The sequence below is a fragment of the Paenibacillus sp. Leaf72 genome (genome assembly GCF_001422685.1).
Taxonomy (GTDB): Bacteria; Bacillota; Bacilli; order Paenibacillales; family Paenibacillaceae; genus Pristimantibacillus.
This window is the reverse complement of sequence record NZ_LMLV01000001.1, coordinates 1444531-1469093: the sequence shown is the minus strand read 5'-3', so window position 1 is coordinate 1469093 and position 24563 is coordinate 1444531. Positions and strand designations below refer to the sequence as shown.

Below are 24563 nucleotides of genomic sequence, written 5' to 3'. Positions count from 1 at the left end.
GATAACTCTCCCTTTTATGTCTCTTTCTATGTTTTTACGTAATTAGTTATTTTCTGCTGAAGGCGATGCTAAGGCCAATTAGGCCGAATACGGAGCCTTCGACGATATTCAGTTTGCTGGACAGGCGTGGACGTTTGAAAATAAACCGGCGCAGCACATCGGCAAACATGCTGATCAGCGTAAAAATAACGATGGCTTGCAGCACAAATATGAGTCCCAGCGCGATCATTTGCAAAGAAGCATAGCCGCTTGACTCATTGACGAATTGCGGCAGCAGCGCTAGAAAAAACAAGGAAACCTTAGGATTCAGCATGCTCATGAAGATGCCTTTTTTGTATAAGGAGGCATAGGCCAGCTCATCGGCGGTGCCGAGCGCAAGGGGCGATTGCTTTTGCCGAAAAGCTTTATAGGCCAAATAAAGCAAATAGGCGGCACCGGCATATTTCACGACGGCAAAGGCAGCTGCCGATTGGTAGACAATCGCGGAGATGCCGAGAGCGGCTGCGGAAATATGGGCGAAGAGGCCGGTGCATAGCCCAAGTGTTGTGATGATTCCTGCTTTTTTGCCACGAGCGATGCTTTGGGTGAGCACGTACAAATTGTCTGGTCCCGGCATTAAGGTAAGCAGCACCGCAACGCCTAGAAATGATAAGAGGGAAGCCCATTCCAAGGTCAACACATCCTGTTCTATCAAAAAGTTACTTACTTCCTTTAGTATACTAGGAACGGCTCCCCGATCTCAATCTATACACTTTACTAGAGTCAATCGCGTGCCAAGCTAGAGGGAATGATAAAGGCAAACACTGCGTTTCATGATATTATTGTGAAAGCATTCAAGGGTTTATTGCAAGCTAGACAAAGCGATTAAAGCCAGATTTAGAAATATGGAGGAATGTGGAATGAACCATTCGTCAGATGAACAGTGGCTGGACTGGGTAAAACGGGTTCAAGCACTCGCGCAAAACGGGCTTGCCTATTCGGAAAATGCTTTCGATATTGAGCGTTATGAGGAGCTTCGCGCTATTTCGGTTGACATGCTGGCGTATGCAACAGGCATAGGCCGGGAACAGCTAAAGCATACTTTTGCCAGCGATACGGGATATGCGACGCCGAAGGTCGGCATTCGCGGCGTTGTTTTCCAGGATGAGCAGATTTTAATGATCAAAGAAAAGCAGGATCAGGCGTGGGCGCTGCCGGGAGGCTGGGCGGATGTTGGCATTTCTCCTTCTGAGGTTGCAGTGAAGGAAATTTGGGAAGAATCCGGCTTTAAGGTTAAGCCGAAGCGGCTGCTCGCGGTGCTGGACAAAAAGAAGCACGAGCATCCACCAGATATTTATCATATTTACGACCTGTTTATTGAATGTGAAATTATTGGCGGAGAAGCGGCAGTTGGGCCGGAGACGACCGATGTTGGTTTTTTCACAGAGGATGCGCTGCCTCCGTTATCCGTGCAGCGCAATACTGAGCGGCAGATCAAGATGATGTTCGAGTTTTTGAAGCAGCCGGATAAGCCGGTCGTGCTGGATTAATGGAAATAAGGGCAGCCCTGCCAGTAGTTTTTAACTACTAGCGGGGCTGCCCTTATTTGATAGGCTGAATTGGATTCAGCGATTAGTTTTTAGAGAGGAGATTGTACAGCACCTGTGCCACCTGATCCTGTAATGATTTCATGATCGGCCAGCTTTTGAATAGCCTCTTGTGCATAATCGGCAATCTGGTTCGCATCACTGAAGCGGGATAAGGACGTGTTTGCGCTGCCTTCAGGCAGCTCGCCAAGCTTGTCAAGCGAGCGGTACAGCAGCGTAAACAGCTCCTGCCGCGTAATTTGGTGATCCGGCTAACTGATTGTCGCCTACGCCAGTAGTAATGCCAAGACGTTTTGCCGCAGCCAGGTAGCCCGTATAATAGGTGCCAGAAGTTCCCTTGTCAATCATTATTTACTTAACCTATTGAAATTGTCGGATATAGTGGAGGAGAGCTAGCTGCAATCCTGCCAGATCCCCTTATTATTTTTTAATCCATAGCTTAGAAAAATCCAGCCAGCCGAAGGAATCGATAGCCAGCCCTTGAAGGGCTAGCGGCAGCTGCGTCTGGAACCGGGAATGGTACAGATAAAGCAGCCAATTATCCTGCCGCAGCCACTGCTCGGCTTCCTCAACAATTTGGGCGCGCTCGGCAGCGGTTGGGAGGCTGACATAGCGGGCAAGTATGCTCCGCAGCCGTTCTCGCTGTTCCCTAGTCAAAAAATGATGCAAATTGCTGTCTTCATTATAGAAAAGCCGCAGCAGGCCTAGTTCGGTATCGTTTTCAAGCACCTCAGTTGCCAGCATCAAATGGGCAGCTTGCGCGAGCTTTTGGGGCGAGACCTCGGCAATGACATAGGAATGGAGGTTCAGATGAAGGCCTATAGCAGCTGCCCGCTGCTGCAGCCAAAGCATGTCCTGCTGCTCAACAGGCCTCCCGTGGTAATACAGCTCAATGGCTTCACCGGCATAGCCGCTTTCTCGGAGCAGCGCTTCCGCATCAGCCAGCGAGCCGGATTCATAGGAAGCGAGCTCGCTGCTGGCGACTAGAAAGCTGTTGGCAGGTACGGCGCGATTGCCTCCGAGCTCCGCAATCAACAGCTCGCGGTCAAGCAGCAGCCGCAGCGCATGGCGGAAGGAGGACTGATGCTGGATGCCCGGCATGCTGAAGTTGAAAACTAAATAGCGGCAGCCATCAAGCAAGGAATCCATCGCTCTATTATTTTCCGCAGCATGATCGCCGGCTGCGGCGTCCAAATGCGGCAAGGAAAATTGCCGCTCCCGCGGCGCATCCGAAGGAATATGCCATACCTCCACGAGGTCAAGCCAAGCCCGCTCGCGAAAATAGGGGTCGAACGCTTCAAGCCGCAGCACCTGCGCTGCATTTTCCACCATCTTGAAAGCGCCTGTCCCAAGCATCTTTTTCTCAGAAAATGGTTCATTATGCGGCAAAATCGACATGGCCGCACAGCTGAGAAAATGCAGCAGAAACGGATTAGGCTGCCGCAGCCTGAAGATCAGGCAATAATCGCTGACGATTTCAATGTCCGCGATATCCTCATATTGCCAGCAGGAGGGAGAATGGACCTCCTGCAAACGCTCCAGCGTGAATCGCACATCCTCGGCCGTTAGAAGCAGCCCGTGGTGGAAGCGGACCCCTTTGCGCAAATAAAAGGTCCATGCCGTGTAATCTTCGTTGTTTTCCCAAGCGTGGGCAAGCGAAGGCAGGAAGCGCTGCGACGCCGAATCAAAGTCGATCAGGCGGCTGTAGATCTGCTCGAGCAGAAACACCTCGGTAACGGTAAAAGCAAAGGCTGGATCAAAGATGCCCAGCTTCCTCGTCACGGTAACCCGAAGCACGTCAAGATTGGCGGCACCTGCCTGCTCCAGCTGGAAGCCCATGCGATTTTCCAGCATGGCGCGCAGCTTGTCACGCAAGGCAGGAGGCAGCTCGTGGCTGGAGATGAAAGCGATGGCCTCCTTCATTTTTCCCTTCGCAAGCAGCTCGTTGAAATGCTCCGTCAGTACATCCTCCAGCTCGCGGATAACCGTCAATTGCGAAATATGGCCGCGGCCCACCCCCGCGCTCCATGCCGCAAAGCCTTCTTCCACCAGCCTGCGCAGCACCAGCTTGACGTTGCGAGGCGTACAGTTCAGCACCTCAGTCAGCTCGCCAATCGTAATCGGTATCGTTGCGCCTTTGTGCTGCTTGCCGGGCAGCGACAGAAGCAGGCTAATATAATGCTCTTTATGTTTCATCCTATACAATCCGTCCTTTGCTCTGGCTGGCGCAAGCGCGCCCCATAAAAGGTGAAATTTTAATTTCAATCTTACTCTTTTTATTCTCGTTTTCCCAGCTAAAATTAAGTCTACACAGAAAGAGGGGAAACGAACATGTTTATGCAGCTAGACCGCAACATTAAAATTCGGATTTTGACGACCTTCCTGACCCGCTGCGTAGAGGCGATGATTTTGCCGTTTATGGCGATTTATTTTACCCAGCGGCTGGGGGCCGGAATGGCTGGCTTGCTGCTGCTCATTAATTTGCTCGCGCAAATTACAGCGAGCCTGTATGGCGGCTATATGGCAGATCGTTATGGACGAAAAAAGGTGATGGCATACGCGCAAATAATCCGCTTTATTTCCGTCCTCGTCATGACGCTCGCCAACTCGCCCTTTCTCGATTCAACTTGGCTGACCTTTTCCATGATGCTGCTGATTAGTCTCTGTAATGGCATGTTTAATCCAGCGGCCGAGGCTATGCTGATTGACGTCAGTACAAAGGAAAATCGCGCTTTTATTTATAGCATTAATTTCTGGGCGATCAATTTGTCGATTTCCATTGGTGCACCGATCGGCGGCTTTCTGTTCGCGACGCACCGGACCGAGCTGTTTATGATTATGGGACTGGCGAGCTTGGCTACACTTATGCTGACGTTATTTTTAATTCGGGAAACCCATTTTCCAGATGCGGAAAGCAGGCTGCAATATAGCAGCAATGGCCCGATTCGCAATATGGTGCTGAATTACAAGCTGGTAGCGCAGGACAAGCTGTTTATTATCTACAGTGTGGGCGGGATGCTTATTCGCTCGCTGGAAATCCACTTGTACAACTACATTAGCGTCCGCCTGCAAAAAGAGTTCGAGCCTCAGCAGCTGCATATGCTGGACAACTTCACCTTCGAGCTGACAGGCATTCGGCTTGTCAGTCTGCTGCAAGTAGAGAATACGCTTATCATCGTCTGCCTCGCAATTTGGGCAGCCAGCTTTGTCCGCCGTTTCCGCCCAGCACGGATTATGTATATTGGCGTTATTTTGTACACGCTTGGCTTTACGATCGTCGGCTTCAGCAATTCTGTATGGTTGCTTATCGTATCGATGCTGGGAGCGACGGTTGGCGAGCTCATGTTCACGCCGATTAGACAAGCCTATTTGGCCGGCATTGTGAAGGATCATGCGCGAAGCTCCTACCTTGCGGTCAACGGTTTGCTGGGACAGTTCGCCGGAGCCTTCGGAGCTATCGGCATTAGCCTGGGTGCCGTGCTGCATTCGAGCTACATGGCATTAATCATTTTTGTAATGGGCATGACGGGGCTGCTGCTGACGCATTATGTATTTCAGCGGCTCGCGCCAGAGACGACTCGTCCGCAAGGTTCAGCACCGACTGCTGCGAAAGTTTAGAAGCGGATATTTTTTGGAAGCGAAGAAAATAGAGGAGGTTGTGCAGCATGAGTAAAAAACAATGGGCTGGCGCGATGCCAGCCGTACAATTCAGAGTAGCAAGGCCGACGAACCAATTGGCTAAGGTGGCTGCTTTTTATGAACAGGGGCTGGGACTGGAACGAATTGGCTCCTTCGAGGGGCATGACGGGTACGACGGCATGATGTTCGGTCTGCCGGGGGCGGACTATCATTTGGAGTTTACGCAGCATGTCTCTGGGCCGCCGCTTGCCCCGCCGTCTGAGGATAATCTGCTCGTATTTTACATTGAGGAACGGGAACAGCAGCTCTTAATCGCAGAGCGTCTGCTGGAGCTAGGCTACCCCGAGGTGGAGCCGGAAAACCCCTATTGGAAGCAAAAAGGCATCACCATCGCCGATCCCGACGGCTACCGTATCGTGCTGCAAAATACGTCTGGGCTGAGCTAATTGAAAGTTGATCTAAAGAAACATTATTTGGAGAAATCAAAACCCAAGCTAAAAAAGCTTTGCTTACTTGTATCTAAAAGTGAGCAAAGCTTTTTTAGCCTGTCTAGGTTAACCAAACCAATTTGTCTTAATAGGGAGCGGAGAGGGCATAGTTTATGTTTTGTTTATGTTTTGGGATATTTCTCGTTGAATGGATTTGCCCCAAAGACAAGTCAATTAAAATGTAGTTAACGTTGAAAATTAAAAATAAAAGAATTATAATATTATCAAATGATAGTTTTTGCTATCAATTGATAATATTATTTGTCTTAGGTTTTTTCAATGCCGATCAAGTATTAGACCCATCTCTTCTGACACTTCAAGGCTGGTAAACTTCAGCCTACAAGTGATGCTGAAACTACACAGCTAGGGGCGCCCACTTCTTGATTGGAGGACTGTGGTTCCGCTATTTTGGCTTTTGATCCAATTTCAGGCCATAAGTGGACAGGAAATCCGTTATGTTTCTCATTATCCCGTCAATATAGCCATTTACAGCGTATTAGCGGCTCCTGAGTCCACATCCAGTGCCGCAACCCGTGATTCAGTTGAAATAACGGCTGCTGTGTCCGCCAAGTCTATTTTTGTGAAGGGAGTCAACTGCTGAACCGATGAACTTGAACTTGAACTTGAAGCTGCCATTCGGTAAGTATGCTCACGTTCATGAGGGGAGACTTTCCCGGTCATGGAGGCAACAAGTTTGGCACTAAATACGATCTGGAGCCGGCTCGATTACGTTTGATTACGCGCTCTAGCTTCCCTTCACCACAAATGTTTGAAAACTGTTGAACACATGAAGAGAGGAATGATAGAAGATGAAAGAAAAAATCTCTATTCCCCACCCCCCAACGTATGGTCCGCTCGGCAATTTGCCTTTGATTGACATAGACTCGCCAACCTTATCGCTTGGAGCATTGGCAGATAAGTACGGACCTATTTTTAAATTTACTGCACCAGGACTATCCAGTTTAATCGTGTCAGGCCATGAGCTCGTGGCTGAGGTATGCGATGTGACCCGATTTGACAAATATGTATACAACGAGCTGCAGAACGTTCGCGCCTTCGGCGGCGACGGATTGTTTACTAGCTGGACGCATGAGCCGAACTGGAAAAAAGCGCACAACATACTGCTTCCTACGTTCAGCAAGCAGGCGATGAAGGGTTATCATTCCATGATGATCGACATCGCCGAACAGTTAATCCTCAAGTGGGCACGGCTAAATCCGCAAGACTCCGTCGATGTAGCCGATGATATGACCCGGTTGACGCTGGATACGATTGGACTGTGCGGGTTCAATTATCGATTCAACAGCTTTTATCGGGAAGATCATGCCCCGTTTGTCCAAAGCATGGTTCGCGCCTTGAACGAAGCGATGCTCAGAGGCTCCCGAATGAAAATTCAAAATATGTTAATGATCAAAACAAAACGCCGGTTTGAAGAGGATATTCAAACGATGTTTACGCTCGTGGATAGGATCATCGCTGAACGAAAGGCAAGCTCCGAGCCGGGACAGACGGATTTACTGGCACGCATGCTGGAAGGCAAGGACCCGGAAACCGGAGAGATGCTGGACAACGAAAACATTCGTCATCAGATCATTACCTTTCTAATTGCTGGTCATGAGACGACGAGCGGGCTGTTATCCTTCGCGATATATTTTCTGTTGAAAAATCCGGAAGTGCTTTTGAAGGCTCAGGAAGAAGTGGGCCGAGTGCTGACAAGTGAAACCCCGCAATATGAGGAGGTTCTTCAGCTTAATTACATCCGATTAATATTAAATGAATCGCTGCGATTGTGGCCGACAGCACCAGGATTTGACGTTTATGCAAGGGAGGATACGGTCATTGGCGGGAAGTATCCCATTGCAAAGGGACAGAGCTTTAGCGTGCTTCTGCCTCAGCTTCATCGTGATCCGGCTGCTTGGGGAGAGGATGCAGATCTTTTCCGGCCTGAGCGATTCGAAGATCCGACTAAGGTTCCCCATCATGCTTACAAGCCTTTTGGAAATGGAGAGCGCGCCTGCATCGGTATGCAGTTTGCCCTCTATGAAGCCACATTAGTACTGGGCATGGTGCTAAAGCATTTCGACTTAATCGATTACGACAATTATATATTGGATGTAAAGCAGACTCTGACACTGAAGCCTGGTGATTTCCAGATTCGGGTTAAACCCCGTCAGCAGATATCCACGAGAGGAACCGTAGGAATAACAGACGCAGCAGAGACCAATTCTGGAGATTCACGATCTGTTGCTGCGGACCAGACTAGACCGGCCATAATCGGAACATCGAGCGGCAATGAATCGCTGCTTGTTTTATATGGCTCAAACCTGGGTACATCGGAAAGTATTGCCCGTCAGATCGCGAGTACAGCTGTTAGTTACGGAATTCATAGTGAGGTGGCGCCACTCAATGAATGGAGTGGGAGATTGCCGGGCAAAGCCATTGCGATTATCGTTACGGCTTCATACAACGGCAAGGCGCCTTACAATGCATCGGCATTCGTGGATTGGCTGAAAGAAGCAGGAACAACTGAAGGGCAAGGCGTTCGATATGCGGTATTAGGCTGCGGAGACCGAACTTGGTCGGGAACGTACCAGAGCATCCCGCGCTTTATTGATGAGAGGCTGGATGCTTTAGGTGCCAAAAGACTTGTATCCCGAGGTGAAGTCGATGCAGGGGGCGATATGGAACAGCAGGTCAAGGAGTGGCTGGATGCGATGTGGCGGGCGGTTACGGATGAGCTTGGCATACAAGTGAATCGCATGGAGATGGCCAATTCAAGTACGCTTCAGCTGCAATTTGTTGAGGGGCCGTCTCAAGTGCCTTACGAAAAAACCTATCAGGCCTCCTATGCGACTGTTCAGAACAACCGGGAACTGCAAGCCTCTGAAAGTGGACGAAGCACGCGCCACATCGAACTTCTTCTTCCCGAAGGCATCAGCTATCGCGAGGGCGACCACATCGGTGTGCTGCCGCTTAACCGGGACATAAATGTAGACCGCATTCTGAAGCGGTTTGGCATGGATGGCAGCGAAATGATTTGCTTGAGCAAGGGCGGTTCACAGCTGACCCATTTGCCCTTAGAACGATCCGTCAATGTGCGTGAGCTGATCAAATCCTGTGTGGAGCTTCAGGCGCCCGTCACACGTGCTCAGCTGCAGGAATTGGCCGTTCATACCGTTTGTCCGCCCCATCGTCGTGAGCTGGAGGCCATGATGGAGGATGAGCGCTACACCCAGTATATTTTAGGCAATAGAGTAACGATGCTGGAGCTGATTGAACAATATGAGGCCTGCGAGCTTCCTTTTGTCAGGCTGCTGGAATTGCTGCCTCCGCTGAAGCCGAGGTATTACTCTATATCCAGCTCTCCTCTGCTCCATCCGAGAGAGGTTAGCATTACGGTAGGCGTCGTCAAGGAACCGGCATGGAGCGGCAAAGGAGAGTATGCGGGAGTCGCCTCTACTTATTTGGCTGATCGTGTACCAGGCGACCGTGTTCTCATGTTTGTACAGACGCCAGAATCCGGGTTTGGACTGCCAGAAGAAGCAGCTGCGCCAATCATCATGATCGGTCCAGGAACGGGCGTTGCTCCATTCAGAGGATTTTTACAGGCGAGATCCGTCTTGAAACAGCAAGGGGTGGCACTCGGTGAAGCCCATCTGTTCTACGGGTGCAGGAACGAAATGGATTTCCTGTATCGAGATGAGCTGATCCAATTCGAACAGGAGGGTGTTGTGAAGCTTCATACCGCTTTCTCGCGGGTGCCTAGTGAACCCAAAACCTATGTACAGGATTTAATGAAGCAGGTGTCTTCATTACTGATGGATCTAATAGAGCAGCGTGGCAAAATATATGTGTGTGGGGACGGCAGCCAAATGGCCCCTGCTGTGGAGGAGACATTAAAGGCTGCGTATGAGAAAAGGCATGGAGCAGGGCCTGAAGCAGGCGACCGCTGGCTCGAACAGTTAGAGGAGGAAAGCCGGTATGTAAAGGATGTATGGGCCGGCAATTCCAAGCCAACCGTGTCCTAACATACGGTAGTATGATGTAAAGACCAATGAAAGCTAAAGCCGAAGCGTCATCCCTGGAGATAGCGCTGCAGCAAGCCATTTCTCCGGGGAGACTTTTCAGTTGAGACTAAGCCATCTATAGCAGGGAGCGGATTCAATTTTGGAACAGTCAGCCGCATTCGTGCTTATGTTATAATTTCAATGTAATATTCCTACCATATGATTGGACAATGAATCCATTACACCATAATTCTCTCCAAGGAGTGAACAAATATGAGAACAGAAATGTCATCGATCAAGCAATCGAGGCTTAACTCTATTCTGGATGAAGCAACCAAGCTGCTTATAGAGAAGCCCAATGCGTCGATGAATGAAATTGCAGATTCGGCAGGAATCGGGATCGCTACGCTGCATCGGTATGTGGAAAGCAGGGAGCAATTGATGATTTATTTGGGCTTGCGCGCAATCGAGGTCGTCAGTGAAACTATGAAGGACATTCGGCTCGATGAGGATAACTGTGAAAACTACATCCCGATGCTCATTGAAGCGCTCATCCCATTAGGGGATAAGCTTCACTTCATTGCCCATGATACAACCATTAATTACAACGAGGAGATTATTGGAGCAGATCTAAAGCTGAGGGAGCCCGTGCTGCATGCAATCGGCTTGCTGCAGCAAAAAGGTTATTTTCGCCATGATGTAGATAAGAACTGGATTGTGAATGTCCTGTATTCCCTCCTGTTCCTGACATGGCAGCAAGTCGTAAGCGGGGATATTGCTAGAAAATCCGCAGCAGCCTTGGTCGTGGACACATTCTACCATGGTTTTAAAACTCCCTGATTCCCTGATTTACATAAGCCCGGCCAAGCACAGCAAAACGGCTCTCTGCGCCGTATTAGGGGGGACGAGAGAGCCGCTTGCTCGTTCTATGATAAAGGTTATTGAACGTTTGCGTAGAAGTTCGAATAATTAAGCTGGCCGCTGCCATTTGTAATTTCGGTGCCATATTCTATGCTGCTGACGTAGCGGGTTGTTGGGAAATAGCTTTTGCCAACGAGATAGTCGGTAAAATTTTTCACATTGATGGTGAAGTTATCCGTTGGCGTGCTGCTCCATGTTGCCGTACCTGTGGTATGCAGCCAAATATCATAGGCATTGTTATATTGGCCATTCGTGGCAGGATCAATAGAATAGGTTACTCCGCTGTTAATCGCTTTATTGTCAGAGAGCCGCGTCGGCAGTCCGCTGCCCGGTGTATAGCCTTCTGTCCAGTGCCAGCCGCTTACAATCGAAGGGAAAGCTTTTACGCCGCCTGTTGTAGTTGGCCAGTTCCACACATATCCAAAGTTCGTATTGCTGTTATGATAAACGGTCTGCCACCAGCCGGAAATGCCCGAGCTGCCCCAAGAGTTGTTGAATAAATAATATTTATTGTTGTTAAAATTTAGTTTGGCATAAGGTGTGGAGTTATCGATTTTGTAAAGCGCTTTCATTTAGTATTTTAGCAATATGTGGAGGGAGTAAACACCCCGAAAATTAGTGATTTAATCATACTATTTTTAGGGTAACTGTTAATATGAGGTATCCTTGAAAAAAGAAAATTTGAAGTTTTCTGGGCATTTTGCCCTAAAAACTAAAGTTTTCCCGCACGAAATCCGAAGTTAATTAAAGGGTGGAATTCCTTGTTATTGGAAGGATGCGTGTGAAGATGAATAACAAGAATATCGTGCAATATTTTTATGAGCATCAATTTCTCCCGGCGCTGGATCAGAAGATGACTGCGATTGAAGAAGAGCTTCAGCATCATCAGGAGCAATGGATCAATCAGTTTCTGGAAACCTTCAAGCGTATTTGCTTGCGAATTAGGGAAATGCAGGATTCGGATCAAAAAGGCCCGATTTCGCTTATCCATTTTTGCTTGCTGCGCAGGTCGATGATGGATCATTCCTGTTATTTCATTGAAGCGTATTCGGAAAGATGGTATGAGAACTCGGCGCCGCTGTTTGAGGAATATGATGCCGCTTGGCTATATCACTCGCTGCCGGCGTTTATACAGGAAATGACCGAATCGTACGAAGGATACGGGGAATGTGCCAAGTCTACAGAATTTGAAGCGATGATGCTGAAAGCAGTGGGCTGTTACCATTTATTTGCGGTTGCGCTGCTGCGGGCAGCGATGCCGGAAGCCATTATGCTGGAGGAATATAAGTCTATTAAACGAGAGCTCGCTTTGCGTATCAGCATTGGCGAATATACAGATCTTAGCGAGGATGTGCTGGTCGATTATCAAGGCTTGCAGGATGTGAAGGAAATTCGCAGGCGGCTGGAAGAGAGCAAGGCAAGCAGCATTGCTTATGGATGCTACCGTAATTTAAAGCTGCCCCAGGTGCGAGCGGAGTCGAATGATTTGCGGTATGCGGATTTTAGTGGCAGCGATCTGCAGGGGAGCCGCTTTCAGCGCTGTGATCTGATGGGTACGAGATGGAATGGCTGCCTTGCACCCAAGTCGGATTTTCGATATTCGTCGCTGCCGGAAGCAGATTTTCGCCATGCCGATTTGCGAGGAGCCGTGTTTGATTACGTGCGCGGCCATGAGCCGAGAGATCATCGGAGGCCGGGAATGATGGGCGTGCGTTTCGATCATGCAGATCTGGAAGGGGCGAGCTTCATTGGAGCGACCTTTGGCCGGACAAGCTTTGAAGGAGCAAACCTTCAGCATGCGTTATTTTCCCGTCAAATAAAAGATAGCTACAGCTTTTCAGATGAACAGATTCATAGCATACGGTGGGTTGATTAAACGAGCATGGGAGGGAATTCATAAGCTAACAGAAATAAAAAAAGCCTAGAAGCGCGGCACATGCGCTTCTAGGCTTTTTGTTTTAAAGGCTCGTCAAAAAAAGCTTATTGGAAAGAACTGCTGCTCTTGTGAGTTGGAATCAGCTTTGCCGCATACGGCATAAAAAACTGCAGGATTGCACCGCCTAGGCAGACGGTTAATAACGTTCCAATCCCTATGGGCCCATGAAATAGAAAGGCCATCAATAAGAAAAAGAGCTGAATCAACGTTCGGGAAAGCAGAATGCCCATGCCGCTCCTATCCCGAATCAGAAGCATTAAGCGATCCATAGGAATGGGCGCGACCTGCGTCTGCAAATAACAGGCAATGCCTGCTCCAACGATCAGTAAGCCGAATCCCAGAAACAGCAGCCTGCTTAGCCACATCTCCGGCTGGGTGAAGGCTTGCAGCACATAAAGCCACAGATCGATGCCGAGGCCGGCAATAAAAGCGGTAAGCAAGCCTTTAAATTCGGGCCTTGTTTTGGATAATAGCGAGTTGCCGCCAACCATGATAAGGGCAATAATCATTTCCCAGCTGCCCACCGTAAGCCCGATTTGGTTGGCTAGGCCGACCAGAAGCGCATCAAACGGCGATGCTCCAAAGCCCGATTCAATCGTGAGGGCGATGCCCAGAGACATCATAAAAATGCCTGTCGTATAAAAGAAATATTTCACGTTATCCCATCTTTTCCTGAGCCCTCGGCAGCTAATCCTTTTACCATTAATACATGCGGAATCCCGTCCTCCATAAATAGGTCCGAGACGGTTTTATAGCCCAGCTTATGATAAAAGCCTTCTGCTTGCTGCTGTCCATGCAATTTGAATCGGCCATATCCGAGCCCCTTGGCTATTTCCTCTAAAGTTTGCACGATCACTTTTCCCAGCCCAAATTGCCGGTACGGGGGCAAAATACAGATGCGCTCAAGCTTGGCAAATCCATCTACCGTTCTTAAACGCCCAGTTCCGGCCGGTTTTTCGTTATAATAAACTAAAATATGCTGTACCCGATCCTTCAGCGCATCAAAATCGTCGAATTCATCAAATTCATCCTGCAAGGGAGTGCCTTGCTCTTCGACAAATACTTGCTGGCGGATTTGCAAAGCAATGGTTAAATCAGCTTGAGTTTGTATAATGCTTGAATACAAATGTCTCACTCCTTTTCGTATAGGTATAAGTGCTAGCATTAAAGCTTTTTAATAGTATAAATGAATTGAGTTTTGTTGTAAATGCAACAAAAAGAAAAAAGTGAGGGGAAATGAGACCAATGAAAGATATTCTTCGTGAAATCGGCATGATTGCTCGGGCTTTGGATTCCATCAGCAACATTGAATTTAAACAATTTGATCTGACAAAAGGGCAGTATTTATATGTGGTGCGCATTTGTGAAAATCCAGGCATCATCCAAGAAAAGCTGGCGGAAATGATTAAGGTCGATCGCACGACTGCTGCCCGGGCTATCCAGAGGCTGGAGGAGCAGGGCTTTATCGTGAAAAAAGAGGATGACAGCAATAAAAAAATTAAAAAACTGTTTCCGACAGAAAAAGGCGAAGCCGTTTATCCATTCCTCAAGCGCGAAGGGGAGCATTCCAATGCGGTTGCATTAGCTGGATTTTCAACGGAAGAGGCGGATAACATCTTGCAGCTTCTTCAGCGGGTGAGAAAAAATATTGAAGTGGATTGGGAATTTGTGAAAAAAGGAAACAAACGCAAATATTAATGCAGCTTGCGGTCACCTTTCTTTGGCGTCAGGTGTTCTAGAGAGTATACAAACCAAGAAGGAGGTGCTCACAACGCATTATAATCCATTGGAAGCATCGGAGCTGGAACGGCTAATCAGCGCTGTTCAAGCAGGGGAGACGGAGCATTACGCTGCGATTGTACAAGCTTTTCAGCAGCCGCTATATCATTATTGCTGGCGGATGCTGGCGAATCGGCAGGACGCAGAGGATGCGGTTCAAGATATTTTTGTCAAAGCGTATGAGGCAATAGCGGGATATGTGCCCAAGGTGCATTTTTCGGCGTGGCTGTACCGTATTGCCTATCATCATTGCCTGAATTTGCTGCGAAGGCGGCGTTTGCAAAAGCAGTGGCTGCGTTTGTTTCGTCCGAGCGAGATGACGGCTGCAAGCGCGGAAGAGGAGCTGGACAATCGGCTGTATACGCCTGCGCTTGCGGCAGCTCTTGCAGCATTGTCGCTGGAGGAGCGGAATTTGCTTGTTTTGCGAGTGTTTGAGGAAAAATCGTATGCCGAGCTTGGTGTCATAATGGGAAAAAAACCGGATGCGCTGAAAAAGAGGATGAGCCGCATTAAGCAAAAAATTAAACAGCAGCTGCAAAATAAGGGGGAAGAGGCATGGAGCGAATCCGCTTCGATCATGAATACAACGATATAACGAGCAGAGCCGCAGCAAATGGAGGACTTCCAGCTATCGATGTCACTGAAGCGGTAATGAAGCGAATTACAGGGGAAGCTGCGTCAGGCAGGAAGGGACAGACGTCCTTTATGCGCCCCGTAATGAAGCGTACGACGGCATTCAGCGGAGCGCTCATGCTGCTGCTCTTGCTATCGGTTAGTGCCTATGCGGCAAGCCAGTATATTGAAATTCGCAATTCGGCTGGCGAAATTAAGGTGAAGACGATCGAGGAAATAACGCCGCAAACAGACAGTGCAGACAACAAGGCGTACCAAAACTATTTAAATAAAGCCCAAAAATTTGCCAAGCCGGGCGAGCTGGTTGCTTTTTATGTGTTAGGGAAAGAAGATGAGGCACTGTACACCTACAAAGAAAAGCGGTTGGGCACCTATGCCGCCTTTAAACAGGAGGCAAATCGGACTGGCGCGCAGCTGCTGCCCCAGAAGCTGAGCGGCTACAGCTTTGTTTCCGGCAAAGTGGCTCCTTATATGCCTAGTACCGATGCGGACAAGCAGACGGCAGCCTATAAGCAAGTGCTGTCGGAGCTGAAGGCACAGGCTGCTGCCGGAGCAGATGGAAAGAAGCTGTTCATGAAAGCTGTGCCATGGAATAAATCGGGCGTGTTAAGCGCGGTTTATACCAAGGGGCATTATAAATCGGAATTAACCAAGAACCCTTTGGATGGCGGTGAAATATATTTATTGCTGCCTTCCGGTCAAAATGCCGAGAAGATCAAGGTAGAGGGAATAGAAGTAATATATAATAAGCGGACTATTAGCGAGAAGTACAACTATCATTACGCCCAGTGGTACGACGAGAATCAGGATGCTTTTTATATGCTTACAGATCGCGGAAATAAGCATTTAACAAAAGCTGAGCTGCTCGCGCTGGCTGGCGAATCGATTAAGGTGCTTAAATAGGCTTTGATTTAGAAGCCGAACGTTTGCTTTAAATCAGCGGCTTCTGCTGGCAGGGCGAGGACGATTTTAGACGGATCGGACGTAGAATAGGTAACTTTAATGACTGTGCCCGGCTGCAGACGGGCTAGCATTGTATCCCTTATCTCCTTCGTCATGGTCACTTGAAACGTGTCCCCGTCCGCCTTCGTTATCGCCAGATCCAGCCGCAGCTTGAGCTTGTCGTTCGGCGTGCTGCAGAGCGGGGTGGCATTCAGCACTTTGGCATAGGCTGCCCCATTCTGAAAGGAAACAGCCTCGACAATATAATGATTCCGAAGCCTTTGGCCATTAAGAGAATGAACAGCGGCATGCCAAGCCAATAAAAAGGGTCCTGCCAAATATAGTTGGCGATAGCGGCATACAGGCCAAGAGCGACCATTTGCAAAATGCCAATCCATCTCATCCATTTATGCATCGCGGGTTCCCCCTTCGTCCTTTTCTAAGGCGTCAACAAGCCCATGTAAATCAGCTCGGAAGGATTAGCAGGGTTTTGGCCAAGCCCGATTAGATCGCCGGGGCGCGGGATTTGCAGCTTGGAGACGAGGGTTTCCATCGTTTTCTGATAGCTGCGACCGTCTGGCTCGGTGACGTTAAGTGCAAGAATGACAATCGGATCAAAGTTGACGAGCTTGCCTGTATCGGTAATCGAAAGCACGGTCGCAGTTGCGGCTATAGGAATTGCGCCAGTGGACGCCATATGCGCCTGCTTGGCTTGATTGAGGCTTTGATTCATCATATCACGATGCTCCTTAGGGACAAAACCTTTCATCATCATGCCAGTGAACCCCTTGTTAAGCTTCTTATCCGCATACTCCAAAGCCTCTTCTTTGCTTTTCTTCTTTCCGAATAAGTTAAACATAACAACACCTCATTTTCATCGTATTTTGTAGCTTAATTTAAGTATGAGGCAGACTGGAAATCCTTTCAATACAATCGGGCACATGTAAACAAATCTTAAAAAACGATGCTTGAGCAGCGAAAATGGGTCGTTTTTTTGTGCCGGAAGGCGCTTTGAGCAAAAAAACAGCCCGTTTCGGCGATTCAATGAGCCACATCGCCCATTGTTTTGCGGTATTCGCTGCGGCTGTCCCCTTGCTTCGCCTATTTATTTCGCAATAAATAGACCAGCTTGCGGTAATACAGCGCTGATTCCTTGTAGCGGCGACTGTCTTCGGAGGCGACAGCTAGCGTTTCATAAAGCTGCTCCAGACGCATCGTCTGCTGGGTCTGCTCGAAATAGGGCAGGCAGGATAAGGCGGCCTCTATAAAAGCTTCCCTTTTATCGCTCGACAGGGCAAGCTGGCTTTCATAAAAAACGGCGGTCCTTTGCTGATCCTCCGTCAGCGGGTAGCTGGCAAGCAAGCTAAGCCCTTGCGAGAGCAGGCCCCAGTTTTTGGAGGCGAAGGCCACCTCGCAGCGATAGATCAGTAGAAGCGGCGCAAGCAGCTGCTTCATCTCGTCCGTTTCCTGCTGCGCGAGCTCTTCAAAGCGTGCGATTTCATCGGATGCTTTATCCAGCTCGCCGAGGTGCGTCAGCATAATGATGCGATTATTCATAATGGACGGAAACAGGTCGCCAGGGCTAGGCGTATAGACGAGATGGGCTTCCGCCATCGACAAAGCGAGCAGAGCTTCCTCATAACGTCCCATCGCAAAGCAGCAGCCGCTGTAGGCCAGATGCTGGCCGGATAATCGATGATACAGCCGTTCGCTGTACACATACTGCATCGTTTGCTCATAAATCGCTTTAGCCGATTCATATTGCTTGCTGTAAACAGAGGCTTCCATTAAAAAGTTTTGCACCGTTAACCAAATTTCAGAGCCTTTTTCCACAAGTGTGCTTAAACGCTGGCTATTATTTAATGCTTCAAAATATTGATTTTTGGAGCGGTAATGCTGAATCTTATACAAAAATAGCGCCTTTTTGAGCGGAATGGGCAAATCCGGGTCATCCTCACGCCCAAACTTCTCTAAATAATAGTGAAGATAAGTACGGTGAATATATTCATAAGCATCGCCATTATTTATCTGTTGATAATAGACGGCTTTCATTAAAGCGGTAGTCAGCTCAATCGTCAGCGCGTCATTTTTGTCATCAAGCTCATTGACATCAGTCTCAGCCAGCGCTGGAACAGGCTGCGACAGCCGGGTGAAAATCTCCTCAGCGCGCTCAAGCGTGACCTCATCCTGCAAGGCGGCGTGAGTTAAATACTCGGGCGAGACGGAAAGGCGGGCAGCAATCAGCTTAGCCAAATCGTCGGCAAACGGATAACGCTCCGCCAAAATATTGGCGAAATGCGCTTGCGTCACCAGCCCCTCGACCAAATCCTTGCGCGCTAAACTGCGTTTTTTACATAGAAACTCAACCCGTTCCTTTAGCAAATTCATCCTCCTCAGGTTAATAATCTTTCATCTTGCCCATCTGGTTGCATCATTTATCTTATAATAGTAACTTACCCCAAGCTCCAAGGGGAATAACCCGATGCTAAGGAGCTGCGAGGAAATTAGCGGTACTTTTTTCGTCGCAGTCTCTAACGACTAGAAGGAGGAAAAAAATGCAGTTCAAAAAACGAATATTGGCTTCATGGATGGTGATGTCGCTTTTCATAGGCGCGGCCATTCCCTTCTCCAATGCTGTTATCGCGGACAAGGTTCCACAGATTGTGCTCGGCAGCGATTTTGAAGATGGCAGCCTGCAAGGCTGGAAAGCCAGAATCGGACATGAGAAGCTTAGCCTCAGCAAGCAAGAGGCGAACACCGGCAGCGGGAGCATGCTGGTAGAGGGGCGAAAGCGAACCTACAATGGCCCCATGCTCGATCTTAGGAAGCAGCTGCTCCCTAATAAAGAATATGAAATTTCGGCGTACATTAGGCTGAAGGAAAAGCCTGCCAAAGATATAACGATGCAGTTGACCGTTTATAAAAATTCAGGGGCGGCAAGCTGGAGCCCGCTGAAGCAAATGACAATCAAGAAGGAGGAATGGCAAGAGTGGCATGAGCTCAAGGGAACGTTTCTTCATGGAGACACCCCATCCGAGCTGAAGCTGTACCTGGAAACGCCCTACATAACGGATGATACAGTTGATACGACAGCTTTTTATGTGGATGATGTATCGATTGCGGTTATTTCTGACATGGCGATAGAGGACGATATTCCGGCAATAAAGGAGGTTTATAAAGACGATTTTACGATTGGAGCGGCGGTATATCCGTGGCAAATGGAAGGCATTTATGGCGATTTGCTCAAAAAGCATTTCAACAGCTTAACCGCAACCTACGAGATGAAGCCGAAATTTCTGGCACCGAAGCAGGGGCAATATGCCTTCGCGGCAGCCGATCGTTACGTCCGTTTTGCACAGGCGAATGATATGGTGGTGCGCGGCCATGCGCTGATTTGGCATACGGATGCGGCGGAATGGATGTATTGGGACAATAATGGCAAGCCAGCTAGCCGAACGCTGGCGCTATCGCGTATGAAGCAATATATCGAGAAGGTCATGAAGCGCTACAAGGGCAAGGTGTATGCATGGGATGTCGTGAATGAGGCGATTGCGGACACCGACGGCGATAAAAACGGGCTTCGCCAAACGTCATGGTATAAAACGATAGGACCGGATTACATTGAAAAAGCGTTTGAGTTTGCTCGCGCCGCCGATCCGTCCGCCAAGCTTTATTACAATGATTATGGTACGGAAACGCCGCAGAAGCGTCAGGAGATTTATCAGCTGCTTAAGCGCCTGAAGAGCAAAGGACTGATTGACGGCGTAGGGCTGCAATCCCATTATAAGCTGGAGTCGCCATCGGCGCTGGAGATCGAGAAAACGATCAAGCTGTATGCTGGGCTCGGCTTGGACATTCAAATTACGGAGCTGGATATTGATACCCGGATCAGCTTCGGCACGGCAATACCGGAGGCGATTGCGGTACAGCAGGCCTACCGTTACAAGGAACTGCTGGAGCTTTATAAAAAATACAGCAAATCGATCTCATCTGTGACCTTCTGGGGTGTGCAGGATGAGAAGACGTACAACAATCAAGCGCTTTTATTTGATACGGAGCTGCAAGCTAAGCCAGCTTATTGGGGAGTGGCAGATTCGTCCCAGCTGCCGTCAGATCCACAAAGCCGGACGGCTGCTCTAAGGGCTTCGCCAAGAGTGCAGCAGACAGCCGATCCCATTTGGGATCAAGCGGTCTCCTCTCAGCTTACGCAATTGGGCAACGAGAAGACGAGCTTTAAGACGCTATGGGATGGGACAAATCTTTATGTACAGGTCATTGTAGCGGACAAAACCCGCGATGACGCTGATCAGGTAGAACTGTATGTTCAGGAAAATGGGCAGGAGGGCAGCGATAATGCACAAGAAGCAAGACGGCTGATTTTCCCTCGTCTGAATCATCAGAAGGGCAGCTATTCTTATGTAACTAGAGCGCTTGCCACTGGCTATATGGTGGAAACGGTCATTCCTTGGCAAGCAGTCAAGGGCTCAAATGGGCGGGAAATTGGTTTTGAGGTGAAAATCATAGATGGATCGTCCGGCGCAAGCAAGCCCATCTATTGGAACGACAGTGCTTGGCCGAGCGATTCAGTGGGCAAGCTGGGAGCGGTCTGGCTGGCCGATATGCCGAAATAAGGCTGAATCACCGCCGGAGGTGTTCTTAACCGACAGTTAGACTGCGGCGAACGCCTTTGCCTTGGCTTTTGAGCTTGGTAATTAGAGTGGGTCTATAGCGATTGAGGATAAAGCGGATGACAAAATAGCCGATTAAGGAAAAAACAATACTATTGACGATGGAGCCAATCAGAAAATTCATGCCCAAATGGCCGAAGGAAGCAAAATGTCCGACCTTATGCGTAACCGGCGGCGCAAGCGCCATATGGGCGGGATGGTTGGCGGCTGGAGCGCCGACGAGGCGATTCAGCCAAAATCCGACTTTATAATTCAAATAAAAAAGTCCCGGCCAAGTAAAAGAGCCGATCGTCGAAAAAATAACGCAGGCGGCCAAATTGCCGCGAAGCAGCCGAGTCAGCAGCAGGGAGATCGGCAGTCCGACGATAAAAGTCGGAAACCAGCAGTGCAGAAAACCGAGTACGCTGCCAAGCGCAACGACATGGTCGCTTTTTTTTATACGGAGCAGGCGCAAGCAATAATATTTGAATTTTCGCAGCATTTTTGTTCTCACGATGAACGGCTCCCAGCTGTTTATGATGAAAGTATCATAACATATTCGTGTGGTGGAACAAAGACAGATGCTGCTTCGGAAGGCTGCGTTTTCGCCAAAAAGAGACAAAAAAGCAGCATACCGACAAACAAGCCTCTAAATACGCTGCAATAGCGTATTTAGAGGCTTGTTTAAAATATAAGGATTTATAAGTTTCACCCTCGAAACGGCAGCTTTGCCGCCAAAGGACGGCGACAGCCGTTTCGCCAAAACGATGGCGTCTAATAGAAAGGACGCCACAGGCGTTTTTCTTATGACCCTTTATTTGTAATAGGAGGTTGTGAGCGGAACGAATACAGCTCCGTCCTCTTTGGCATCGGCATAAACGTACAGCTGGTTTGCGCCGCCGATATCCACTTCAACCGTGACAAGGCCGTCGGCCACGTTAATTTCTGTCGTTTTCAAAATCGTATCCGTACCCGTGTCCTTCACCGTTAACTTGCCCAAGTCTTGCCCAACGGCTGCGATTTGAAGATACAGCTTTTGGTACTTTTTCTTAGGCTCCAAAATAAACGAGCTTGAACGGGAGCTTTCTGCATTATCAAATAGGGCTTCTTTATAATCTTTGCCGTTATAGGTTGTTTGCGCAGAATCTTTCGTGCGGTACGTATTGGTGGTCAAGGAGCTTGAGATGGAAACGCCTTCTACTTTTTCACCAAGCTGAATCAATTGCGTCTTGCCATCATAGTCAACCGCAACGCCAAGCGCATCGGAAATTGATCTTACTGGAAGATAGGTTGTGCCTTTATAGCTAATCGGAACAACGGTATTATTATTGCCATCCCGCAGCTGCACAGGCTTGCCATCCACCTTAAAGGCAATGTCTTTATTCAAATAAGCTTTAATTTCTTGCAGCTTCGTTGCGCCGTAAGCACCTGTTGCCATGCTTGCAACAATCGTCGTGCCAAGAACTACAGCTATCGTGAGCTTTTTCAAAATAGGCCACTCTCCTGTTCTGGTTTGAAAAAATGGTCGTACGCATATCTAATGCCTGGGAATGCTTACCCTATTATAGGTGCGGTGCAACAGAGGGGCAAGCCTGCTGGGACTATTTTCCTCTAAAAATAAGTCTCTAGAAATGGATTTGTTTTTGAAACGCGAGCCGTACATGCCACGTACAAGGAAGGAGAAATGTGGTTAATAGGTATAGAAACAGAACATGATAAGGAGGAGAAAAAATGTCAGGTGTTTGGATTCAGCATTCGGTTGTTTTTAGCTTGAAGCACGCGGAGGGCTCCGATGAGGAGCAGCGCTTTCTGGAGGATGGACGTACCATTTTGAGTTCGATTCCGGTCGTTCGCGATTTTGAGGTGTATTTGCAGGTAAGCCCTAAAAACGATTATCGTTTTGGCTTTTCCATGGTATTCGAAAGCAATGAGGATTATGAAGCTTATAATGCGCATCCAATGCATGTAAAGTTTGTTGAGGAGCGCTGGGTTACGGAAGTAGAGAAGTTTCTGGAAATTGATTATCAGAAACATGTCACGGTCGTTTAGAAGGAGGAGACAACGTTGGAATTGCTGTTGGAATATGGCTGGGTATTAGTGGTCTTGGTTGTTCTGGAGGGTTTGCTGGCAGCAGATAATGCGCTCGTGCTAGCTGTAATGGTTAAACATCTTGATGAGAAAAGCCGGAAGAAGGCGCTGTTTTACGGATTGTTCGGCGCATTTATTTTCCGTCTAGCCTCCTTGTTCGTTATCTCGCTGCTTGTGAATGTATGGCAAATTCAGGCACTCGGAGCGCTGTATCTCTTATTTATTTCAATAAGCAATATCATTAAGTTTTTACGAAGGTCCAAAGAGGCCGAAGAGGAAGAGGAGACAGAGGAGCAGAAGGAGAAGAAAAACTCCAAAGCTGGCTTCTGGTGGACGGTTCTGAAGGTCGAAATCGCTGATATCGCCTTTGCGATCGATTCTATTCTGGCAGCGGTAGCGCTGGCAGTGGCCTTGCCTCCAAGCGGTCTGATGCAAATCGGCGGCATGGACGGCGGACAGTTTATCGTTATTTTCCTCGGCGGTTTTATCGGGCTTGTCATTATGCGTTTCGCGGCGAACTATTTCGTGAAGCTGCTGCATTCCCGTCCCGCGCTGGAGCTGACAGCATTCGTTATCGTCGGCTGGGTCGGCGTTAAGCTGGCCGTGCATACGATGGCGCATCCATCCATCCACTGGCTGTCGCATGATTTTGTAGAAGGCTCTGTATGGAAAGCGACCTTCTACATCGTACTCGTCCTGATTGCTGTTGTTGGCTGGTTCTTGTCGGGCCGCAGCAAAGTGGAAGGCGAGCATGGAGATGGATCGGGAAAAGCCGCAAGCTTGGATAAACATACGGGTTAATCAAATGACATAAACCGTTTAATAAATGAATGAATGAATAAATGAATGAACAAGGGGAGCCATCTACACAGCTTTATGCTGTGAGGTGGCTCTTTTATTCCGCATAATTTGACAATTGCCTGTCATGCATTGCCGAGTGGACGAGAAAGGCATATAATTAAAACGGCAAACATCGTACTTTTTCGTACAAATATGAACATTAGGGGAGGCTGTACTTGTGAAGAAAATCAAGGTGCTTCAACAAATTGTAGATGCTGGCGTCGTCGCTGTACTTCGCGCTGATTCGCCGGAGGAAGTTGTAGAAATGTCCCGCCATGCGATAAAAGGTGGGATTAAAGCGATTGAAATTACGCTGACCGTACCGTTTGCGCTGCGTGCGATCGAGCAGCTCAGCAAGGAATATTCGGTAGATGCGGACCCGCAATCGGATCAATTTGCTATTATCGGAGTGGGAACGGTACTTGATCCAGAATCGGCACGCGCGGCGATTTTGAGCGGCGCGGAATTTGTCGTTTCTCCGGCACTTAACCCTGATACTATAAAGCTGTGCCATCGTTATGCCATTCCAGTTATGCCGGGCACGATGACCGTTAATGAAATTCAACATGCGCTGGAGCTGGGTGTTGATGTTGTGAAGCTGTTCCCTGGCAATCTGTATTCGCCAAGCGTTATTCCTTCGATTAAAGGGCCTTTGCCGCAAGCGAATGTCATGCCGACTGGCGGCGTATCGCTGGATAATCTCGGCGAATGGGTGAAAGCGGGCGCGGTTGCTGTTGGCATCGGCTCCGATTTGACGAAGGAAGCTGTGAAAACAGGCGATTACACCTTAATTGAGGCAAAAGCACGCGCTTATATGGAAGCTTACCGCAGCGCGAAGCGCTAAAATTAACGTTCGGCCGCTGCTTTTTATGTAAGCGCATTAGCGAAAAGCGGCAGAAAGCGGCTATTGCAAGGCGAGTGGGCAGCCTATTCGCAAGCAATTAAAGGGCTTTTGACGCATTTGGATGGCGAAAGCCGTTTGCGTTTGATAAAGTAGGAGTAGGTTGTTCAAGATTTTTAAGGAGGCTACTTAAAAG

General features: G+C 48.6%; 26 protein-coding genes. 13 read left to right on the top strand and 13 right to left on the bottom strand.

Annotation, left to right across the window (positions count from 1 at the left end):
- Window positions 1-46: 46 nt before the first annotated feature.
- On the bottom strand, window positions 47-670 hold the full coding sequence (locus ASF12_RS06315; RefSeq protein ID WP_056032901.1) for a LysE family translocator: 624 nt from the start codon (window positions 668-670) through the stop codon (window positions 47-49).
- A 229-nt stretch (window positions 671-899) separates the two neighbouring features.
- On the opposite strand from ASF12_RS06315, the gene ASF12_RS06310 reads away from it, so the two are divergent.
- Window positions 900-1529: an NUDIX hydrolase gene (locus tag ASF12_RS06310; RefSeq protein ID WP_056031032.1), complete on the top strand. Its 630-nt coding sequence runs from the start codon at window positions 900-902 to the stop codon at window positions 1527-1529.
- Window positions 1530-1618: 89 nt separating this feature from the next.
- On the opposite strand, the gene ASF12_RS36500 is transcribed toward ASF12_RS06310, so the two are convergent.
- From ASF12_RS36500 to ASF12_RS06305, 3 genes are all read right to left on the bottom strand, one after another.
- Window positions 1619-1768, bottom strand: coding sequence for an S-layer homology domain-containing protein (locus ASF12_RS36500; protein WP_442952518.1), 150 nt, complete (start codon window positions 1766-1768; stop codon window positions 1619-1621).
- Between the two features lie 13 nt (window positions 1769-1781).
- Window positions 1782-1934 carry a hypothetical protein gene (locus ASF12_RS34285; protein WP_155972833.1) on the bottom strand — a complete coding sequence of 51 codons (153 nt, stop codon included), beginning with the start codon at window positions 1932-1934 and terminating at the stop codon, window positions 1782-1784.
- A 72-nt stretch (window positions 1935-2006) separates the two neighbouring features.
- On the bottom strand, window positions 2007-3782 hold the full coding sequence (locus ASF12_RS06305; protein WP_056031029.1) for an ABC transporter substrate-binding protein: 1776 nt from the start codon (window positions 3780-3782) through the stop codon (window positions 2007-2009).
- Between the two features lie 135 nt (window positions 3783-3917).
- On the opposite strand from ASF12_RS06305, the gene ASF12_RS06300 reads away from it, so the two are divergent.
- The 4 genes from ASF12_RS06300 (at window position 3918) to ASF12_RS06285 (ending at window position 10560) form a co-directional block, all read left to right on the top strand.
- Window positions 3918-5204 carry an MDR family MFS transporter gene (locus ASF12_RS06300; RefSeq protein ID WP_056031026.1) on the top strand — a complete coding sequence of 429 codons (1287 nt, stop codon included), beginning with the start codon at window positions 3918-3920 and terminating at the stop codon, window positions 5202-5204.
- A gap of 47 nt (window positions 5205-5251) precedes the next feature.
- Window positions 5252-5671: a VOC family protein gene (locus ASF12_RS06295; protein WP_235533055.1), complete on the top strand. Its 420-nt coding sequence runs from the start codon at window positions 5252-5254 to the stop codon at window positions 5669-5671.
- Between the two features lie 851 nt (window positions 5672-6522).
- The gene (locus ASF12_RS06290) at window positions 6523-9741 is read left to right on the top strand and encodes a bifunctional cytochrome P450/NADPH--P450 reductase (protein WP_056031023.1); all 3219 of its coding nucleotides are present in this window, start codon (window positions 6523-6525) and stop codon (window positions 9739-9741) included.
- A 252-nt stretch (window positions 9742-9993) separates the two neighbouring features.
- Window positions 9994-10560, top strand: a complete 567-nt coding sequence (locus tag ASF12_RS06285) for a TetR/AcrR family transcriptional regulator (protein WP_056031020.1) — start codon at window positions 9994-9996, stop codon at window positions 10558-10560.
- Window positions 10561-10658: 98 nt separating this feature from the next.
- On the opposite strand, the gene ASF12_RS06280 is transcribed toward ASF12_RS06285, so the two are convergent.
- Window positions 10659-11213, bottom strand: coding sequence for a hypothetical protein (locus ASF12_RS06280; RefSeq protein ID WP_056031018.1), 555 nt, complete (start codon window positions 11211-11213; stop codon window positions 10659-10661).
- Window positions 11214-11428: 215 nt separating this feature from the next.
- Between ASF12_RS06280 and ASF12_RS06275 the strand changes: the two genes are divergently transcribed.
- Window positions 11429-12517 (top strand): pentapeptide repeat-containing protein, encoded by a 1089-nt coding sequence (locus ASF12_RS06275; protein WP_056031015.1) that lies wholly within the window; start codon window positions 11429-11431, stop codon window positions 12515-12517.
- A 104-nt stretch (window positions 12518-12621) separates the two neighbouring features.
- On the opposite strand, the gene ASF12_RS06270 is transcribed toward ASF12_RS06275, so the two are convergent.
- Window positions 12622-13233 (bottom strand): YczE/YyaS/YitT family protein, encoded by a 612-nt coding sequence (locus tag ASF12_RS06270; protein ID WP_056031013.1) that lies wholly within the window; start codon window positions 13231-13233, stop codon window positions 12622-12624.
- The gene (locus ASF12_RS06265) at window positions 13230-13703 is read right to left on the bottom strand and encodes a GNAT family N-acetyltransferase (protein WP_056031009.1); all 474 of its coding nucleotides are present in this window, start codon (window positions 13701-13703) and stop codon (window positions 13230-13232) included. The genes ASF12_RS06270 and ASF12_RS06265 overlap by 4 nt, the downstream gene beginning before the upstream one ends.
- Window positions 13704-13822: 119 nt before the next feature.
- On the opposite strand from ASF12_RS06265, the gene ASF12_RS06260 reads away from it, so the two are divergent.
- The 3 genes from ASF12_RS06260 (at window position 13823) to ASF12_RS06250 (ending at window position 15892) form a co-directional block, all read left to right on the top strand.
- Window positions 13823-14275, top strand: a complete 453-nt coding sequence (locus ASF12_RS06260) for a MarR family winged helix-turn-helix transcriptional regulator (protein ID WP_056031006.1) — start codon at window positions 13823-13825, stop codon at window positions 14273-14275.
- Between the two features lie 64 nt (window positions 14276-14339).
- Window positions 14340-14951 carry an RNA polymerase sigma factor gene (locus ASF12_RS06255; protein WP_056031003.1) on the top strand — a complete coding sequence of 204 codons (612 nt, stop codon included), beginning with the start codon at window positions 14340-14342 and terminating at the stop codon, window positions 14949-14951.
- Window positions 14912-15892, top strand: a complete 981-nt coding sequence (locus tag ASF12_RS06250; RefSeq protein ID WP_056031001.1) for a hypothetical protein — start codon at window positions 14912-14914, stop codon at window positions 15890-15892. The genes ASF12_RS06255 and ASF12_RS06250 overlap by 40 nt, the downstream gene beginning before the upstream one ends.
- 8 nt (window positions 15893-15900) lie before the next feature.
- On the opposite strand, the gene ASF12_RS34275 is transcribed toward ASF12_RS06250, so the two are convergent.
- The 4 genes from ASF12_RS34275 to ASF12_RS06235 form a co-directional block, all read right to left on the bottom strand.
- On the bottom strand, window positions 15901-16149 hold the full coding sequence (locus ASF12_RS34275) for a hypothetical protein (protein WP_155972824.1): 249 nt from the start codon (window positions 16147-16149) through the stop codon (window positions 15901-15903).
- Complete coding sequence (locus tag ASF12_RS34270; RefSeq protein ID WP_155972821.1) at window positions 16143-16346, bottom strand: hypothetical protein; 204 nt, start codon at window positions 16344-16346, stop codon at window positions 16143-16145. Before ASF12_RS34270 ends, ASF12_RS34275 begins: the two co-directional genes overlap by 7 nt.
- A gap of 24 nt (window positions 16347-16370) precedes the next feature.
- On the bottom strand, window positions 16371-16790 hold the full coding sequence (locus ASF12_RS06240) for a hypothetical protein (protein ID WP_056030995.1): 420 nt from the start codon (window positions 16788-16790) through the stop codon (window positions 16371-16373).
- Between the two features lie 242 nt (window positions 16791-17032).
- Complete coding sequence (locus ASF12_RS06235; protein ID WP_235533054.1) at window positions 17033-18319, bottom strand: XRE family transcriptional regulator; 1287 nt, start codon at window positions 18317-18319, stop codon at window positions 17033-17035.
- 167 nt (window positions 18320-18486) lie between these two features.
- Here ASF12_RS06235 and ASF12_RS06230 point away from each other — a divergent pair, with 167 nt between their 5' ends.
- The gene (locus ASF12_RS06230; protein WP_056030992.1) at window positions 18487-20562 is read left to right on the top strand and encodes an endo-1,4-beta-xylanase; all 2076 of its coding nucleotides are present in this window, start codon (window positions 18487-18489) and stop codon (window positions 20560-20562) included.
- A gap of 25 nt (window positions 20563-20587) precedes the next feature.
- Here ASF12_RS06230 and ASF12_RS06225 read toward each other — a convergent pair whose 3' ends face one another.
- Window positions 20588-21112 (bottom strand): DUF2062 domain-containing protein, encoded by a 525-nt coding sequence (locus ASF12_RS06225; RefSeq protein ID WP_056030989.1) that lies wholly within the window; start codon window positions 21110-21112, stop codon window positions 20588-20590.
- Between the two features lie 300 nt (window positions 21113-21412).
- A complete protein-coding gene (locus ASF12_RS06220) occupies window positions 21413-22087 on the bottom strand; it encodes a stalk domain-containing protein (RefSeq protein WP_056030985.1) in 675 nt (224 codons plus the stop codon).
- A 242-nt stretch (window positions 22088-22329) separates the two neighbouring features.
- On the opposite strand from ASF12_RS06220, the gene ASF12_RS06215 reads away from it, so the two are divergent.
- The 3 genes from ASF12_RS06215 to ASF12_RS06205 all read left to right on the top strand — a co-directional run bounded on the left by ASF12_RS06215 (window position 22330) and on the right by ASF12_RS06205 (window position 24370).
- Window positions 22330-22647, top strand: coding sequence for a Dabb family protein (locus ASF12_RS06215; protein ID WP_056030982.1), 318 nt, complete (start codon window positions 22330-22332; stop codon window positions 22645-22647).
- Between the two features lie 15 nt (window positions 22648-22662).
- Complete coding sequence (locus ASF12_RS06210; RefSeq protein ID WP_056030979.1) at window positions 22663-23487, top strand: TerC family protein; 825 nt, start codon at window positions 22663-22665, stop codon at window positions 23485-23487.
- Window positions 23488-23704: 217 nt separating this feature from the next.
- Entirely contained in the window at window positions 23705-24370 is a 666-nt protein-coding gene (locus ASF12_RS06205) for a bifunctional 2-keto-4-hydroxyglutarate aldolase/2-keto-3-deoxy-6-phosphogluconate aldolase (RefSeq protein ID WP_046232188.1), read from the top strand.
- Window positions 24371-24563: the final 193 nt, after the last annotated feature.